Annotated in this window: 14 protein-coding genes; 9 read left to right on the plus strand and 5 right to left on the minus strand. The window is 65.1% G+C overall.

Annotation, left to right across the window (positions count from 1 at the left end):
• Positions 1-28 precede the first annotated feature (28 nt).
• Genes G8O24_RS19465 through G8O24_RS19485 form a run of 5 tightly spaced genes read left to right on the plus strand, consistent with a single transcriptional unit; the run spans position 29 to position 5493 of the window.
• Entirely contained in the window at positions 29-427 is a 399-nt protein-coding gene (locus G8O24_RS19465) for a 5-carboxymethyl-2-hydroxymuconate Delta-isomerase (protein ID WP_188102064.1), read from the plus strand.
• Positions 420-1958 (plus strand): 5-carboxymethyl-2-hydroxymuconate semialdehyde dehydrogenase, encoded by a 1539-nt coding sequence (gene hpaE / locus G8O24_RS19470; protein ID WP_188102065.1) that lies wholly within the window; start codon positions 420-422, stop codon positions 1956-1958. Before G8O24_RS19465 ends, hpaE begins: the two co-directional genes overlap by 8 nt.
• 27 nt (positions 1959-1985) lie before the next feature.
• Entirely contained in the window at positions 1986-2969 is a 984-nt protein-coding gene (gene hpaD, locus G8O24_RS19475; protein WP_188102067.1) for a 3,4-dihydroxyphenylacetate 2,3-dioxygenase, read from the plus strand.
• Between the two features lie 3 nt (positions 2970-2972).
• Entirely contained in the window at positions 2973-3842 is an 870-nt protein-coding gene (locus G8O24_RS19480; RefSeq protein WP_188102069.1) for a fumarylacetoacetate hydrolase family protein, read from the plus strand.
• 25 nt (positions 3843-3867) lie between these two features.
• Complete coding sequence (locus tag G8O24_RS19485; RefSeq protein ID WP_188102071.1) at positions 3868-5493, plus strand: thiamine pyrophosphate-dependent enzyme; 1626 nt, start codon at positions 3868-3870, stop codon at positions 5491-5493.
• A 2-nt stretch (positions 5494-5495) separates the two neighbouring features.
• On the opposite strand, the gene alkB is transcribed toward G8O24_RS19485, so the two are convergent.
• The 4 genes from alkB to G8O24_RS19505 form a co-directional block, all read right to left on the minus strand.
• Positions 5496-6149, minus strand: coding sequence for a DNA oxidative demethylase AlkB (gene alkB, locus G8O24_RS19490; protein WP_188102073.1), 654 nt, complete (start codon positions 6147-6149; stop codon positions 5496-5498).
• 9 nt (positions 6150-6158) lie between these two features.
• Entirely contained in the window at positions 6159-6905 is a 747-nt protein-coding gene (locus tag G8O24_RS19495) for a 2OG-Fe(II) oxygenase (RefSeq protein WP_188102075.1), read from the minus strand.
• Positions 6906-7121: 216 nt separating this feature from the next.
• Positions 7122-7808: a DUF2848 domain-containing protein gene (locus tag G8O24_RS19500; RefSeq protein WP_188102077.1), complete on the minus strand. Its 687-nt coding sequence runs from the start codon at positions 7806-7808 to the stop codon at positions 7122-7124.
• Positions 7801-9150, minus strand: a complete 1350-nt coding sequence (locus tag G8O24_RS19505) for an amidase (RefSeq protein WP_188102079.1) — start codon at positions 9148-9150, stop codon at positions 7801-7803. The genes G8O24_RS19500 and G8O24_RS19505 overlap by 8 nt, the downstream gene beginning before the upstream one ends.
• 172 nt (positions 9151-9322) lie before the next feature.
• Between G8O24_RS19505 and G8O24_RS19510 the strand changes: the two genes are divergently transcribed.
• From G8O24_RS19510 to G8O24_RS19525, 4 genes are all read left to right on the plus strand, one after another.
• Positions 9323-9736 carry a Zn-ribbon domain-containing OB-fold protein gene (locus G8O24_RS19510; RefSeq protein ID WP_188102081.1) on the plus strand — a complete coding sequence of 138 codons (414 nt, stop codon included), beginning with the start codon at positions 9323-9325 and terminating at the stop codon, positions 9734-9736.
• Between the two features lie 3 nt (positions 9737-9739).
• Entirely contained in the window at positions 9740-10879 is a 1140-nt protein-coding gene (locus tag G8O24_RS19515) for a thiolase C-terminal domain-containing protein (protein WP_188102083.1), read from the plus strand.
• A gap of 170 nt (positions 10880-11049) precedes the next feature.
• On the plus strand, positions 11050-11964 hold the full coding sequence (locus G8O24_RS19520) for an SDR family oxidoreductase (protein WP_188102084.1): 915 nt from the start codon (positions 11050-11052) through the stop codon (positions 11962-11964).
• 116 nt (positions 11965-12080) lie between these two features.
• Positions 12081-13202, plus strand: a complete 1122-nt coding sequence (locus tag G8O24_RS19525; RefSeq protein WP_188102086.1) for an SMP-30/gluconolactonase/LRE family protein — start codon at positions 12081-12083, stop codon at positions 13200-13202.
• A 119-nt stretch (positions 13203-13321) separates the two neighbouring features.
• Here G8O24_RS19525 and ppc read toward each other — a convergent pair.
• A partial coding sequence (gene ppc, locus G8O24_RS19530) for a phosphoenolpyruvate carboxylase (protein ID WP_188102088.1) occupies positions 13322-15475 on the minus strand: 2154 nt, incomplete at its 5' end.

Below are 15475 nucleotides of genomic sequence, written 5' to 3' on the forward strand. Positions count from 1 at the left end.
CGACAAAAATACAGGGAGTGAAACCGCGATGCCGCATTTCACGATCGAATATTCGGCCAATCTCGACAGCCGGCTCGACATCGGCGCTGTCTGCGAAGTCGTGCGCAAGGCTGCGGTCGAGACCGGCATCTTCCCGCTCGGTGGCATCCGCGTCCGCGCCATAAGATGCGAACATTACGCGATTGCCGATGCCAGGCACGATTACGGCTTTCTCGACATGGTGCTGCGGATCGGCGAAGGCCGCGACCTGCCGACACGCCAGAAGGCCGGGGAGCACGTCTTCCAGGCGCTCTCAAAGCATCTCGATCCCGTTTTCGCTGCCAGCAAGTTCGCCCTGTCGTTCGACATGCAGATCAACGACAAGGATATGAGCTGGAAGCGCAACAATATCCACGACGCATTGAAAGTGGAGGCTGCCCATGGATAGGCCCACGCCGAAAGCCGACGTCTTCCAGGCCAATCGCGACCGCCTCGCGCCGCTGCTGAAGAAGCTGAAGGCGGACGGCATCGGCCACATGATCGACGGCAAGATCGTGCCCTCGATCTCGGGCCAGACCTTCGAGACCAGGTCGCCGGTCGATGGCGCTGTGCTCGCCAGCGTCGCCCGCGGCAATGCCGAGGACATCGACGCCGCGGCCACCGCCGCTTCCCTCGCCTTCAAGACCTGGCGCGACATCGGACCTGCGATGCGGCGCAAGCTGCTGCATCGGGTGGCCGATGCGATCGAGGACAACGCCGAAGACATCGCGGTGCTCGAATGCATCGACACGGGACAAGCCTATCGCTTCATGGCCAAGGCCGCGATCCGCGCCGCCGAGAACTTCCGCTTCTTCGCCGACAAATGCGCTGAAGCCCGCGACGGCCTCAACACGCCGAGCGACGAGCACTGGAACATCTCGACCCGCGTGCCGATCGGCCCGGTCGGCGTGATCACGCCGTGGAATACGCCGTTCATGCTCTCGACCTGGAAGATCGCCCCTGCCCTCGCCGCCGGCTGCACCGTCGTGCACAAGCCGGCGGAATGGTCGCCGGTGACGGCTTCCATTCTGGTGCGGCTCGTCAAGGAAGCCGGCGTCCCCGACGGCGTGCTCAACACCGTGCACGGATTCGGCGAAGAAGCCGGCAAGGCGCTGACCGAGCACCCCGCCATCAAGGCGATCGGCTTCGTCGGCGAGAGCGCGACCGGCTCGGCGATCATGGTTCAGGGCGCGCCGACGCTGAAGCGCGTGCATTTCGAACTCGGCGGCAAGAATCCGGTCATCGTGTTCGACGATGCCGATCTCGACCGCGCGCTCGATGCCGTCGTGTTCATGATCTACTCGCTCAACGGCGAGCGCTGCACCTCCTCCAGCCGCCTGCTGGTCCAGGCGAGCATCGCCGACAAGTTCGTCGAGAAGCTGACCGCCCGCGTGAAGGCGCTCAAGGTCGGCCATCCCCTCGATCCCGCCACCGAGATCGGGCCGCTGATCCACGAACGGCACCTGGCAAAGGTCTGCTCGTACTTCGACGTGGCGCGGCAGGACGGCGCCGTGATCGCGGTCGGCGGCAAGGCCCATGACGGACCGGGCGGCGGACATTATGTCGAGCCGACCTTGGTGACCGGCGCGCACGGCAAGATGCGCGTGGCACAGGAGGAGGTGTTCGGCCCCTTCCTCACCGTGCTGCCCTTCAAGGACGAGAAGGATGCGATCGAGATCGCCAACGACATCCGCTATGGCCTCACCGGCTACGTCTGGACCAACGACGTCGGCCGTGCCTTGCGCGTCGCGGACGCGCTGGAAGCCGGCATGATCTGGCTGAACTCGGAGAACGTCCGCCATCTGCCGACGCCGTTCGGCGGCATGAAGGCCTCAGGCATCGGCCGCGACGGCGGCGATTACTCGTTCGACTTCTACATGGAGACCAAGCACGTCTCGCTGGCGCGGGGCACGCACAAGATTCAGAAACTGGGAATCTGACGTTCGTCATTGCCTGGGGAAACGCCAATGCCGGTACCGCAACACATTTTCGAGCCGCCGTTCAACATCATCCGCTCCAGCCACGTCGTGCTCGACGTGACCGACCTGAAGCTGAGCCGCGAGTTCTACGAGACCACCGTCGGCCTGCATGTCGAGGATGCCGACGACACATTCGTCTATCTGCGCGCCGCCGAAGAGCATCAGCATCACTCGCTGGTGCTGCGCAAGGCGGCTGCACCCGCCTGCAACAGGCTCGGCTTCAAGGTCGGCAATGACGGCGATCTCGACAAGGCCGCAAAATTCTTTGCCGAGAACGGCGTCGCTCATGCCTTCGTAGACCAGCCGTTCCAGGGCCGCACGCTGCAATTCACCGACCCCTTCGGCTTCCAGCTCGAGCTCTATGCGACGATGGAGCGCCGGCCGCATCTCTTGCGCCGCTACGACCTCTACCGGGGATGCCACCCGCAGCGGCTCGACCATTTCAACGTCTTCGCCGCCGAGGTGCAGGACACCGTCGATTTCTATGCGCGGCTCGGCTTCCGCCTCTCCGAATATGCCGAGGAGGACGGGCCGAACGGACGCATTGCGGCGGCCTGGATGCATCGCAAGGGCAACGTCCACGACTTCGCCTTCACCAACGGCAAGGGCCCGCGGCTGCACCATTTCGCTTACTGGACGCCGACGGCAATGAACATCATCCATCTCTGCGACGTCATGGCCTCCCAGGGATTCGTGAAGAACATCGAACGCGGTCCGGGCCGTCACGGCATCTCGAACGCATTCTTCCTCTACGTGCGCGATCCCGACGGACACCGCCTCGAGCTCTACACCAGCGACTATTTCACCGGCGATCACGACCACGAGCCGCTGCGCTGGTCGCTACGCGATCCGCGCCGCCAGACCTTGTGGGGGGCGCCGGCGCCGCGGTCCTGGTTCGAGCAGGGCTCGCCCTTCACGGGCCAGGCCGTGCGTGAGCCGAAATTCGTGGCCGACGTGCTGGTGGCGGATTGACCGATGAAGCTCCCTCGCCTCGCCACCTATTCCGTCAACGGTGATATCCGCTACGGCGCCGTCCTCGAGGGCGGCATGGTCGACCTCTCCGCGCGCTATGCAAAAGTCTATCCGACGCTGCGCGAGGTGATTGCCGCCGGCAAGCTCGTGAGCCTTGCCGAGGAAGCCGCCGGCCGCACGCCGGTCCACGCGCTCAGTGAGATCACCTGGCTGCCGCCGGTGCCCGCGCCGGAAAAGATCATCTGCATCGGCGTCAACTACCCCGACCGTAACGCCGAGTACAAGGACGGCCAGGAAGCGCCGAAATATCCGAGCATGTTCATGCGCTCGCCGCGGTCCTTCGTCGGCCACGACACGCCGCTGGTGCGACCGCGCGCCTCCGCGCAGCTCGATTATGAGGGCGAAATCGTGCTGGTGATCGGCAAGCAAGGCCGGCACATCAAGGAGAGCGCCGCGCTCGACCACATCGCCGCGCTCACGCTCTGCAACGAGGGGTCGGTGCGCGACTGGCTGCGCCACGCCAAGTTCAACGTCACGCAAGGCAAGAACTTTGATTCCAGCGGCAGCCTCGGGCCGTGGCTGGTGCCCTACACGAAAGAAGCCCAGATCGCCGACATCAAGCTGACCACGCATGTCAATGGCGAGCTCAGGCAGGACGACCGTACCAGCCGGCTGATATTTCCGCTCCGCTATCTCATCAGCTATATCTCGACCTTCGCGACGCTGGTTCCCGGCGACGTCATCGTCACGGGGACGCCGACCGGCGCGGGTGCACGGTTCGATCCGCCGCGGTACCTGAAGCCGGGCGATGTCATCGAGGTCGCGGCCGAGGGCATCGGCACTTTGCGCAACGGCGTCGTCGACGAAGCCTGAACGACAACACGAATGGAATGATGCAATGACCACCCTCACCGGCGGCGAAGCGATCGTAAGCGGGCTCGTCGCCCACGGCGTCGACACCGTATTCGGCCTGCCCGGCGCGCAAATCTACGGCCTGTTCGACGCCTTTCACCAGGCCCAGCTCAAGGTGATCGGCGCGCGGCACGAGCAGGCCTGCGGCTACATGGCGTTCGGCTACGCGCGCGCGAGCGGCAGGCCCGGCGTGTTCAGCGTGGTGCCCGGCCCCGGCGTGCTCAACGCCAGCGCCGCGCTGCTGACCGCCTTCGGCTGCAACGAGCCGGTGCTGTGCGTCACCGGCCAGGTGCCGACGCAATTCCTGGGCAAGGGCCGCGGCCATCTGCACGAGATGCCGGACCAGCTCGCCACCTTGCGCACCTATGTGAAGTGGGCGGACCGCATCGAGGCGCCCGGCAACGCGCCGACCACCGTGGCGCGCGCCTTCCAGGAGATGACCTCTGGGCGCCGCGGCCCAGCCTCGGTCGAAATGCCCTGGGATATCTTCACGCAGCGCGCTGCCACGGCCGCAGCGCAAGTGCTGGAGCCGCTGCCGGCGCCGCTGGCCGACCCCGACACGATCAGACAGGCGGCCGCGCTGATCAAGGCCGCCAAGGCACCGATGATCTTCGTCGGCAGCGGCGCGATCGAGGCCGGCGAGGAGATCCTCGAGCTCGCCGAGATGATCGACGCGCCGGTCGTGGCCTTCCGCAGCGGCCGCGGCATCGTCTCCAACGCACATGAGCTCGGCCTCACCATGGCTGCCGCCTACAAGCTTTGGCCGAACACCGATCTCATGATCGGGATCGGCACGCGCCTGGAGCTGCCGACCATGTCGCGCTGGTCCTACCAACCCGCCGGCCTCAAGAGCATCCGCATCGACATCGATCCGGTCGAGATGCGGCGCTTCATCTCGGATATCGCCATCGTCGCCGATGCCAAGGCCGCGACCGCCGATCTCGCGGCTGCCGTGCGCAAGGCCGGCTACAGCAAGACCTCCGGCCGCCGCGGAGCGATTCGCGAGGCGACCGCGGCGGCGCAAGCCGAGATCCAGCGCGTCCAGCCGCAGATGGCCTACCTCAACATCTTGCGCGAGGTGCTGCCGGCGAACGCGATCGTGACCGACGAATTGTCGCAAGTCGGCTTCGCCTCCTGGTACGGCTTTCCGATCTACCAGCCGCGCACCTTCATCACCTCGGGCTATCAGGGCACGCTCGGCTCGGGCTTCCCGACCGCTCTTGGCGCCAAGGTCGCGAACCCTGACAAGCCGGTGGTCGCCATCACAGGCGATGGCGGCTTCATGTTCGGCGTGCAGGAGCTTGCCACCGCCGTGCAGTTCAACATCGGCGTGGTGACGCTGGTGTTCAACAACAACGCCTATGGCAATGTCCGCCGCGACCAGCGCGAACGCTTTGACGGCCGCGTGGTGGCCTCCGATCTGGTCAATCCTGACTTCGTCAAGCTGGCGGAGTCCTTTGGCGTTGCGGCTGCGCGCGTCACTGCGCCGGATCAGTTCAAGGCGGCCATGGAGAAGGCGCTCGCGCATGGCGGGCCGTATCTGATCTCGGTGGAAGTGACCAGGGATTCGGAAGTCAGCCCGTGGGCGTTCATCCACCCGCCGAAACCTTGAGATCACCGCGTCCGGCGAAACGTCAGATTGATCCTGATGCGTCCAAGCAGCGCATGCTCGCCTTCCGCCAGCGGCGCAACGCCATGATAGGCGAGCCGTGACGGGCCGCCCCAGACCACGACGTCGCCATGGACCAGGCGGAAGCGCCGCGGCTTGTCGCTGCGCGCAAGGCCGCCGAACAGGAAGGTCGCGGGCAGGCCGAGCGAGACCGAGACGATCGGCGCGGAAAAATCCAGCTCGTCCTTGTCCTGGTGCAGCGACAGCCGCGTGCCGGGCTCGTAGCGGTTGACCAGGCAGGCATCGGGCGCGAAGTCTTTGAAGCCGCCTTGCTCGGCCGCGCGGCGGGCGAGATCGCAAAACACCGGCGGCATCGCCGGCCATGGCGCACCGGTCTTGGGATCGATGGGATCGTAGCGATAGCCGGTGTGATCAGTGATCCAGCCGCGCTCACCGCAATTGGTCATGGCGACCGACATCTGGTAGCCGCCCGGCGTCGTCATGCGGCGGAACGGCGACTGCGCCACGATGGCGCGGACGGCTGCGATCAGTTCGCCCTCGATCGGCCTGACGAAGCCGCGCAGCAACACCGCGCCGTCGGCGATTTCCTCGCGCGGCGGCTGCGCCTCGGCAACGCTGTCGAAAAGGTCAGCCGTCAATCGCAACGCTCATTTGGCATCATGGAAGATCACACCCAGCGTGTGGCGCTGGCCGGACCTGATCCGGCTGACGCCGTGGCGGAGATTAACGCGGTATGTGCCGCGTGTCCCCTGCACCGGACGATGGTGCACAGCAAAGGCAACGGCATCGCCTTGCGTCAATGGAACCACTTCCGCGCGGGACTGCAGGCGCGGGCGCTGTTCCGTCAGCACGAACTCGCCGCCGGTGAAATCACGGCCGGGCTCGGACAGCAGGATCGCCACCTGGAGCGGGAACACGTGCTCGCCATAAAGGTCCTGGTGCAGGCAGTTGAAGTCGCCGGCCTCATATTGCAGCAGCAACGGCGTCGGCCGCGCCTGGCCGGCGTCGTGGCAACGCTTAAGAAAGTCGGCATGCTGTGCGGGATAGCGAATCTCGATCCCCATCGCCTCGTTCCAGCGGTTGGCGACGCCTTGCAGATGCGCATAGAGCGCCGGGCGCAACTGCGCGATCAGATCGGGCAGCGGATAGGAGAAATATTTGTACTCGCCGCGACCAAAGCCGTGGCGGCCCATGACGATGCGGCTGCGGAAGTGCGTGTCGTCAGGGTAGAGCGCGGCGATGGCGCGGCATTGGTCGGGGGTGAGCAAGCCCTTCAGGACGGCGCAGCCCTGGGAGTCGAGCTCGGCGGTGATCTCGGGCCAGTCGAGGGTGTCGACGTGGGCGGGGAGGTCGGGAACGGAGATTTGGGTTGGCTTTCGTGCGGTCATTGTCATGGCAATCACCTTCGCAGCTTGACGTTCACCCTGCCACCCGATTTCCGATGACTATCTCCTCGTCATTGCGAGCGCAGCGAAGCAATCCAGAAGTCCCGCCGCGGAACCAGTCTGGATTGCTTCGTCGCATCTGCGCAAAATTGCTACGCAATTTTGTCGCTGAGCTCCTCGCAATGACGTGGAGAGAGCTGTGCCGGCAATGACGGCGGAGAGAGATCAGCCCCGCACCGGCAGCGTCACCACGTCGTAGCCGTGCCTGATCGTCCGCTTCAGCACGGGATCTTCGAGCTCGAAGTCGAACCGATCGGCGGGACGGATGCCGCCCTTGGCGGCGAAGGTGCCCCCGAACATCGCGCAGCCGTCGGGAAATTTCCCGCCGTCGAAGCCGCGCGCGATCAGCTCAGAGACCGGCAGCATCGCGTCGAGCGTGCCCTCCTGGTAGAGCACGCGCTCGCCCTTGATGGTGGCGTAGGAGCGCAGGATCATCCTGTCCCAATGGCCGACGACGTCCTCGAGCTCCCACAGCGTGGAGGCAATCGGCTTGTCGCACATCTGCTTGGAGACGGTGACGTTGTAGGCCTCGACCTTGCGGTCGGTGTGATCGGAGCCGCAGCCGACGAAGATGCGGCCCTGCCAGCCGATCAGCACGAACTCGACCTCACCGGAGGAATCGCCGCCGGTGCATTCGATGCTGTCTTCCTGAGTCAGCCGGCGCGCCGAGGCACGATAATAGATCGGCGTCGAGGCCGGCGGAGCGATGCCCATCTCCTGCAGCTCTTTGATGTGCTTGTCGCGTGCAACAGGGTCGCGGCCGGTCCAGCCGGCGATGACCATCTGGTCGACCGCCAGGGTCAGCGGCGTGGTGGTATCCTGGGCGTCGACGGTGAAGGTGAGATCAAACACGAATGACGGCCTCCATGCCGGCAGCAAGTTCAAAGATACGGCGGTCCGAGCCGCCCGCGCCTGCCAGCATCAGGCCGACGGGCACGTCGCCTTCGCGATGCGCAGGGATCGAGATGGCGCAGCCGTCGATCATGTTGATGAGGGTGCAATTGCGCAGCGCGCGCAGGTTTTGCGTGGTGAAGGCCTTGTCGTCGGCGAGATCGGCGATCTTCGGCGGCGTGTTGGCGGTGGTCGGTAGCACCAGCGCGTCATAGGGCGCGATGCGCGCATTGACGCGGGCGATCAGCGAGCGGCGCTCGTTAAGGAGATCGATATAGTCGGCCGCACTCTGCGCCTCGCCGCGCATGATGCGCACGGAGACACGGGGATCATAGACGTCGCCCTTGGAGGTGATGAGATAGCGATGCCAGGCGTAGCTTTCCGCGGCGGCAAAACCACCCTTGGCGTTCATCGGCCCGATGTCGTGGAATTCCGCCATCTCGACGCGTTCGATGATGGCACCGTGATCGGCCAGCGATTTCAGTGCGCGCTCGAAGGTCGCGGAGACCTCCGCGTCGAGATCGTCGAGCGCGATCGTGGTCGGCACGGCGAGCCGCATGCCCTTCACGGGGCGCGGCTTCAGGGCCGTGATCGGCTCGTTGGCGAGCACCGCATCGAGTATGGCACAACAGCTGACTGATCGCGCCAGCGGACCGATGCTGTCGAGCGAGAAGGACAGTGGCACGGAGCCATCGAGCGGCACGCGGCGCTGCGTCGGTTTGTAGCCGACGATGCCGTTATAGGCTGCCGGAATGCGGCAGGAGCCGCCGGTGTCGGTGCCGAGCGCAGCATGCGCCATGCCGTCGAGCACCGAGACGGCCGCGCCCGAGGACGAGCCGCCCGGCACGTGGCCGTCGGCCCGGTTCCAGGCGCCCTTCGGCGTGCCATAATGCGGATTGATGCCGATGCCGGAATAGGCAAATTCGGTCATGTTGGTGCGCCCGATCACGACAAAGCCGGCCTTGCGCAGCCGGGCCACCGTCGCGGCATCCTGCTCGGCCGCAGGCGAATCGTCGAGCGCGCGGGAGCCGGCGCGCGTCACCTGCCCCTTGATGTCGAACAGGTCCTTGATCGAGACCGGGATGCCGGCAAAGCGCGACGGCGCGGCCTTGGCCTTGCGCAAGGCATCCATCGCATCCGCGGCCGCGAGCGCGGCGTCCTTGTCGACATGGATGAAGGTGCGCTGGCCTTCGCCGGCGGGGTCGGCGATCCTGGCGATGCACGCTTCGACCAGTTTTCGGGAGGTGGTGCGACCGCTTTCGAGGTCCTCGGCGAGCTTCGCCAGTGTCGGAAAATCGGGCATGTCTGTCTCACGGAATATTGCGCGCGCAATCTATAGCGCCGGCTCAGTTCGACACAAGCATTGTGCGCATGATGGCATGCATGCTGCCGGCTGGACCGTTGACGCACCATAGCCGATTGTCGCATCAAGTTCGAAACAGGCGAGAGGCCTGTCCTTTGGGAGGTTTTCCGAGATGGCCGAACCGCAGCGCGCGCGACCGAAACCGACACCGGAAACCCAGCATTTCTGGGACGGTACCAAAGCCGGCGAATTGCGCCTGCAGCGCTGCGATGCCTGCGCGCATGTCTACTTCCCGCCGCGCCCGTTCTGCCCGTCCTGCGCCTCGCGCAAGGTCTCCGTGTTCAAGGCGAGCGGCAAGGGCTTCCTCTACAGCTATGTGATCAACCACCGCCCCGCCGCGCCCGGCTTCACGCCGCCTTACGCGATCGCCGTGGTCGAGCTCGACGAGGGTCCGCGGATGATGAGCAACATCATCGATTGCCCGCAGACGCCGGAGGCGCTGGAGCTCGACATGAAACTCGAGGTCGCCTTCCAGGAGCTCGATGACAAGATCGCCCTTCCCGTCTTCCGTCCGGCAAAGGGCTAGATCATGCGCAAGAACCAGGTTGCCGTCGTCGGCGCGGCCGAAACCACCGAGCTCGGTGTCATCCCGGGCGCCTCGCAGCTCCAGCTTCACGCCGATGCGGCGCTCAATGCCATCGCGGATGCGGGGCTGAAGCTGTCCGACATCGATGGCTTTGCCACCGCGGTCGAAACGCCGCAGCAGGTCTGTCATTATCTCGGCATCAAGCCGACCTGGGTGGACGGCACCTCGGTCGGCGGCTGCTCGTTCATGCTGCACGTCCGCCACGCCGCGGCGGCGATCGAGGCGGGTCTCTGCAAGACCGTGCTGATCACCCATGCCGAGAGCGGCAAGTCGATGATCGGCAAGCAGCCGCGCTTCACGGCGGCGGACAGCCTCAACGGCCAGTTCGAGGCGCCCTACGGCGTCTACGGCCCGCCCAGCATGTTCCCGATTCCCGTGCTGCGCTTCATGAAGACCTATGGCATCACGCATGAGCAGCTCGCTTCGGTCGCCGTCGTGCAGCGGGAATGGGCGGCGAAGAATCCGCGCGCGATGATGAAGGACCCGATCACCGTCGCTGATGTGCTCAATTCTCGCATGATCGCCTATCCGTTCCGGCTGCTGCAGTGCTGCCTCGTCACCGACGGCGGCGGCGCGCTGATCCTGACCTCGGCCGACCGCGCCAGGGATTTTCCGCGCAAGCCCGTCTACATCATGGGCACCGGCGAGAGCGTGGAAACGCCGATGGTCAGCCAGATGGAGACCTTCAACTCCTCGCGCGCGTTCAAGACCGCAGGGCCACTGGCCTTCAAGGAAGCCGGCATCACGCACGGGGATGTCGATCATCTCATGATCTACGATGCGTTCGCGCATCTGCCGCTGTTCGGCCTCGGCGATCTCGGCTTCATGCCCTATGAGGAGACCGGCAGGTTCATCGCGGAGGGCAACACGCGGCCGGGCGGCAAATTGCCGCTCAACACCAATGGCGGCGGCCTCTCCTACATGCATTCGGGCATGTATGGCATGTACGCGCTGCAGGAAAGCGTGCGCCAGATGCGCGGCATCGCGCCGGCGCAGGTGCCGAATGCGAAGATTTCGGTGTGCCACGGCGTCGGCGGCATGTTCGCAGCATCAGGCACGATCGTGTTTACGAACGAGAAATGAGCAAGCTGCCCGCCTCTCCCTCTCCCCGTTGTTACGGGGAGAGGGTTGGGGTGAGGGGCCTCTCTCCACGGATGAGATGGCCGCGAGACCTGTACCCCCTCACCCGGATCGCAAGAGCGATCCGACCTCTCCCCGCAGGCGGGGCGAGGTAAGAAAACAGGAGAACCCACATGAGCAAATCACTGCAGGACAAGGTCATCATCGTCACCGGCGCAGGCCGCGGCATCGGGCGCGAGATCGCGCTGCTTTGTGCCGCCGAAGGCGCCAAGGTCGTCGTCAATGATCCCGGCGGGGCCGCCGACGGTGCCGGCACCAGTGCAACGCCCGCGGAGGAAGTCGTCGAGGAGATCAAGAAGCGCGGCGGCACGGCGGTTGCCAATTTCGAGTCGGTGGCCGAGGCGATTCCCGCCAGCAAGATCGTGAAGACTGCGACCGATCATTTCGGCAAGCTCGACGGCGTCGTCAACAATGCCGGCATCCTGCGCGACATGATCTTCCACAAGATGAGCGTGGAGGCATTCGAGGCCGTCATCAAGGTTCACCTGATGGGTTCGTTCTACGTCAGCCACGCCGCCGCGCGCATCTTCCGCGAGCAGGAAAGCGGCTCCTTCGTGCACTTCACCTCGACCTCCGGCCTGATCGGCAACTTCGGGCAAGCCAACTATGCCGCCGCCAAGCTCGGCATCGTCGGGCTCTCCAAATCGATCGCGCTCGACATGGGCCGCTTCAACGTCCGCTCGAACTGCGTCTCGCCGTTCGCCTGGACGCGCATGATCGGCACCATCCCGACCGAGACCGAGGCCGAGAAGGCGCGTGTCGAGAAGATCAAGCAGATGGGTCCGGAGAAGATCGCGCCGATCTGCGCCTATCTGCTCTCCGATGCCGCCAAGGACGTCTCCGGGCAAATCTTCGGCGCGCGCATGAACGAGCTGTTCCTGTTCAGCCAGAACCGTCCGCTGCGCTCGGTGCATCGGAGCGAGGGCTGGACGCCGCAATCGATTGCGGAGCACGGCATGCCGGCGTTGAAAGGCTCGTTCTACAAGCTCGACCGCTCTGCCGACATCTTCCCGTGGGATCCCGTCTAGCCATATTTTTGGCATCCCTGGGCCGCGATCTCTGGTTGCCTCGTCCAGAGATCGCCCCGCTTTATGCCTGAATGCGGGCGAATGGTGTCCTCCCAACACAATCTTGGGAGGAAACCATGACAAGAATACTGACCAAGCCCAACGATCTCTCTTCTGCAACGGAACCCGGCGGCCTCGGCCGCCGCGATATTCTGAAAGGCGCGGCGGTGCTCGCTGCGTCCGCCGCCTTCGCCTCGGGCAGCGAAGCCCGCGACTACGGCGCCAATGCCGAGCCACAGCGCTACCCCGACCCCGACATCGTCGTCATCGATCCCAAGCGCTTCAAGGCCAAAGTCGGCAATACGTCGATCAAGCGGCTCTACACCGGCTGCCTGTGGGCGGAGGGACCTGCGTGGAATGCGCAGGGCCAGTACCTCGTCTGGAGCGACATCCCGGCCAACCGGCAGTTGCGCTATCTCGACGATGACGGCCACATCTCCGAGCAATTCCACAAGCCCTCGAATGAGGCCAATGGCAATTCGTTCGACACCGAGGGACGCCAGATCACGGCCGAGCGCACGCGTCTCGTCCGCTACGAGCATGACGGTTCGGTGACGACGCTGGCTGAGCAGGCCAATGGCAAACCGCTGAACGGGCCGAACGACATGGTCGTGCATCCCAACGACAAGTCGATCTGGTTCACCGATCCCGGCTACGGCGCGATCAGCATCTACGAGGGCAAGCTCGCCAACACCGGCTCGCTGCAGCCCTATCAGAAGGAAGCGGTCTACCGCCTCGACGCGCAGTCGGGCCAGCTGACCAGGGTCGCGGACGAGCCGTTCAAGCCGAACGGCATCGCCTTCTCGCACGACTACAAGAAGGTCTATGTCTGCGACACCGGCATCACGCATTATCCGCAGGCGGAGAACGTGGTGTGGTCCTACGACCTCGACGGTCAGAAGCTGTCGAACCCGAAGCGGCTGATCGACATGAAGCTTGACGGCAAGTCAGGCTTCCCCGACGGCATGCGGGTCGATACCGAGGGCAATATCTGGGTCGGCGCCGGCTGGGTCGGACCGGGCTATGACGGCGTGCAGGTGTTCGCGCCGACCGATGGCGCTCGCATCGGCCAGATCATGCTGCCCGAGACCTGCGCCAACCTCTGCTTCGGCGGCAAGAAGCGCAACCGCCTGTTCATGACCGCGAGCCAGTCGCTGTATTCGGTCTATGTGGAGACGCAAGGCGCGCATTTCTGTTGAGCAAACGCGTCTTCCCTCGTCATGCCCGGGCTTGACCCGGGCATCCACGTCTGTCCGCGATGGCTGAAGCGCGTCAATGGCCGGGTCAAGCCCGGCCATGACGACTGAGGGTGTCGTTGCTAGCCCGTATTCCGCAACCCCGCCGAGATGCCGTTGATGGTGAGCTGAATCCCGCGCAGCACCTGCTCGTCCGGGTTCTGCGCGCGATGCTCTCGCAGCAGCTCGACCTGCACGTGGTTGAGCGGATCGAGATAGGGGAAGCGGTGACGCACCGAGCGCTCCAGCAGCGGGTTGCCCTGCAGCAGCCGGTCCTGGCCCATGATGTCGAGCAGCGTCTCGATGCAGGAATGCCATTCGCGGCGGATGCGGCCGAAGATCTTTTCGCGCAGCGCCTCGTCCGGGACGAGCTCGGCATAGCGCGAGGCGATCGCGATCGAGCTTTTCGCCAGCACCATATCCATGTTCGACAGCAGCATGCGGAAGAACGGCCATTCCTTGTAGAGCTCCTTCAGGAACGGCATGCCCTTGTCGGGATGCTCCGCGATCCATTGCTCGACCGCGCTGCCGAAGCCGTACCAGCCCGGCAGCATCAGACGGCACTGCGCCCAGGAGAATACCCAGGGAATCGCGCGAAGGTCCTCGATCGCGCGGGTCTTCTTGCGCGAGGCCGGACGGCTGCCGATGTTGAGCGTGGCAATCTCGTTGATGACGGTCGAAGACCAGAAGTAATCGACGAAGCCCTCGGTCTCGTAGACGAGGCCCCGATACGCCTTGAAGGCCAGACTCGATATTTCGTCCATCGCGGTCAGATATTCATGGCGCGGCGCGCTCTGGCGCGGATGCAGGAGGCTCGCCTCCAGCGTCGCGGCGGCCAGGATTTCGAGATTGTTGCGGCCGACTTCGGCGTTGGAATATTTCGACGAGATGATCTCGCCCTGCTCAGTGATGCGGATCTGGCCGTTCACCGCCCCGCCCGGCTGCGCGATGATGGCGTCATAGCTCGGACCGCCGCCGCGGCCGACCGAGCCGCCGCGCCCGTGGAACAGGCGCAGCCGCACATGGTGACGCTCGAACACGCCGACGAGGCCGATCTCCGCCTTGTAGAGCTCCCAGCCCGAGGTGACGAAGCCGCCGTCCTTGTTCGAGTCGGAATAGCCGAGCATGACCTCCTGCACGCCGCCGCGACTGTCGACCAGGCGGCGGTAATCGTGCAGCGACAGCATCCGGTCCATGATGCCTGATGACGCCTGCAGATCCTCGATGGTCTCGAACAGCGGCACGATGTTGATGGCGCTCTTCCCGGAGGGATGAACGAGGCCGACCTCCTTGAGCAGCACCGCGACCTCGAGCATGTCGGACATGCCCTTGCACATCGAGATGATGCACTGGGGAATGGCATCCGAGCCGAACATCGCATGCGCTTCCGCGGCGGCATGGAAGACGTTGAGCTCACCCATGGTCTCGTCGCTGTATTTGACGAAGGGCGAGACCAGCGCGCGCGTCGACCGCAACTCGTTGGTCAGCAGCGAAATACGCGCCTCCTCGCCGAGCGCGAGATACGACATGCCGGGATTGGCGGCGTCCATCAGCTCGGCAATGGTGCGTTCGTGCACCGCCGAATTCTGGCGGATGTCGAGCCGCGCCAGATGGAAGCCGAAGCAATCCACCGCGCGCCGCAGCTGCCGCAGCCGGCCGCGCGCAATGACGCGGGCATTGTTGGAAATCAGCGAGCGGTGCAGCACGTCGAGATCGGCCTGCAGCTCCCTGACGCTCTCATAGGGCGCGCCCTTGCCGACGGGCCGGCGGGTGATCTCGACCGCGAGCTTTTCGGCCGTGGCCGTCAGGCGCGCATAGATGCCGGACACGGCGAGACGATAAGGCTCGCCGCTCCGATGCGGCGAGGTATCCGGCGAGCGCTCCGCGAGATTGCGCAGCTCTTCCGAAACGTCGGCGAGATGCGCTGCGATCGACAGTTCCGAACCGAGCACATGCAGCTCTTCGAGATAGAACTGCATGACCCGGCTCGACTGCAGCCGCAACGTGCCGCGCATCACGTCGGCGGTGACGAAGGGATTGCCGTCACGGTCGCCGCCGATCCAGCTTCCCATCCTTAAGAAAGAGGCGAGCTCGCTGGCCGCCTGCTCGCCGGCCTCCTCCAGCCGGTCTTCCAGCGCGTTGACCAGCCGCGGCACCTCGCGGAGGAAGGTGTAGTCGTAGAACGACAGGCCGTTGGCGACCTCGTCGAGCACGGTGAGCTTGGTCCGGCGCAAGAG

The organism is Bradyrhizobium campsiandrae (assembly GCF_014529705.1).
In the GTDB taxonomy this organism is placed as follows: Bacteria; Pseudomonadota; Alphaproteobacteria; order Rhizobiales; family Xanthobacteraceae; genus Bradyrhizobium; species Bradyrhizobium campsiandrae.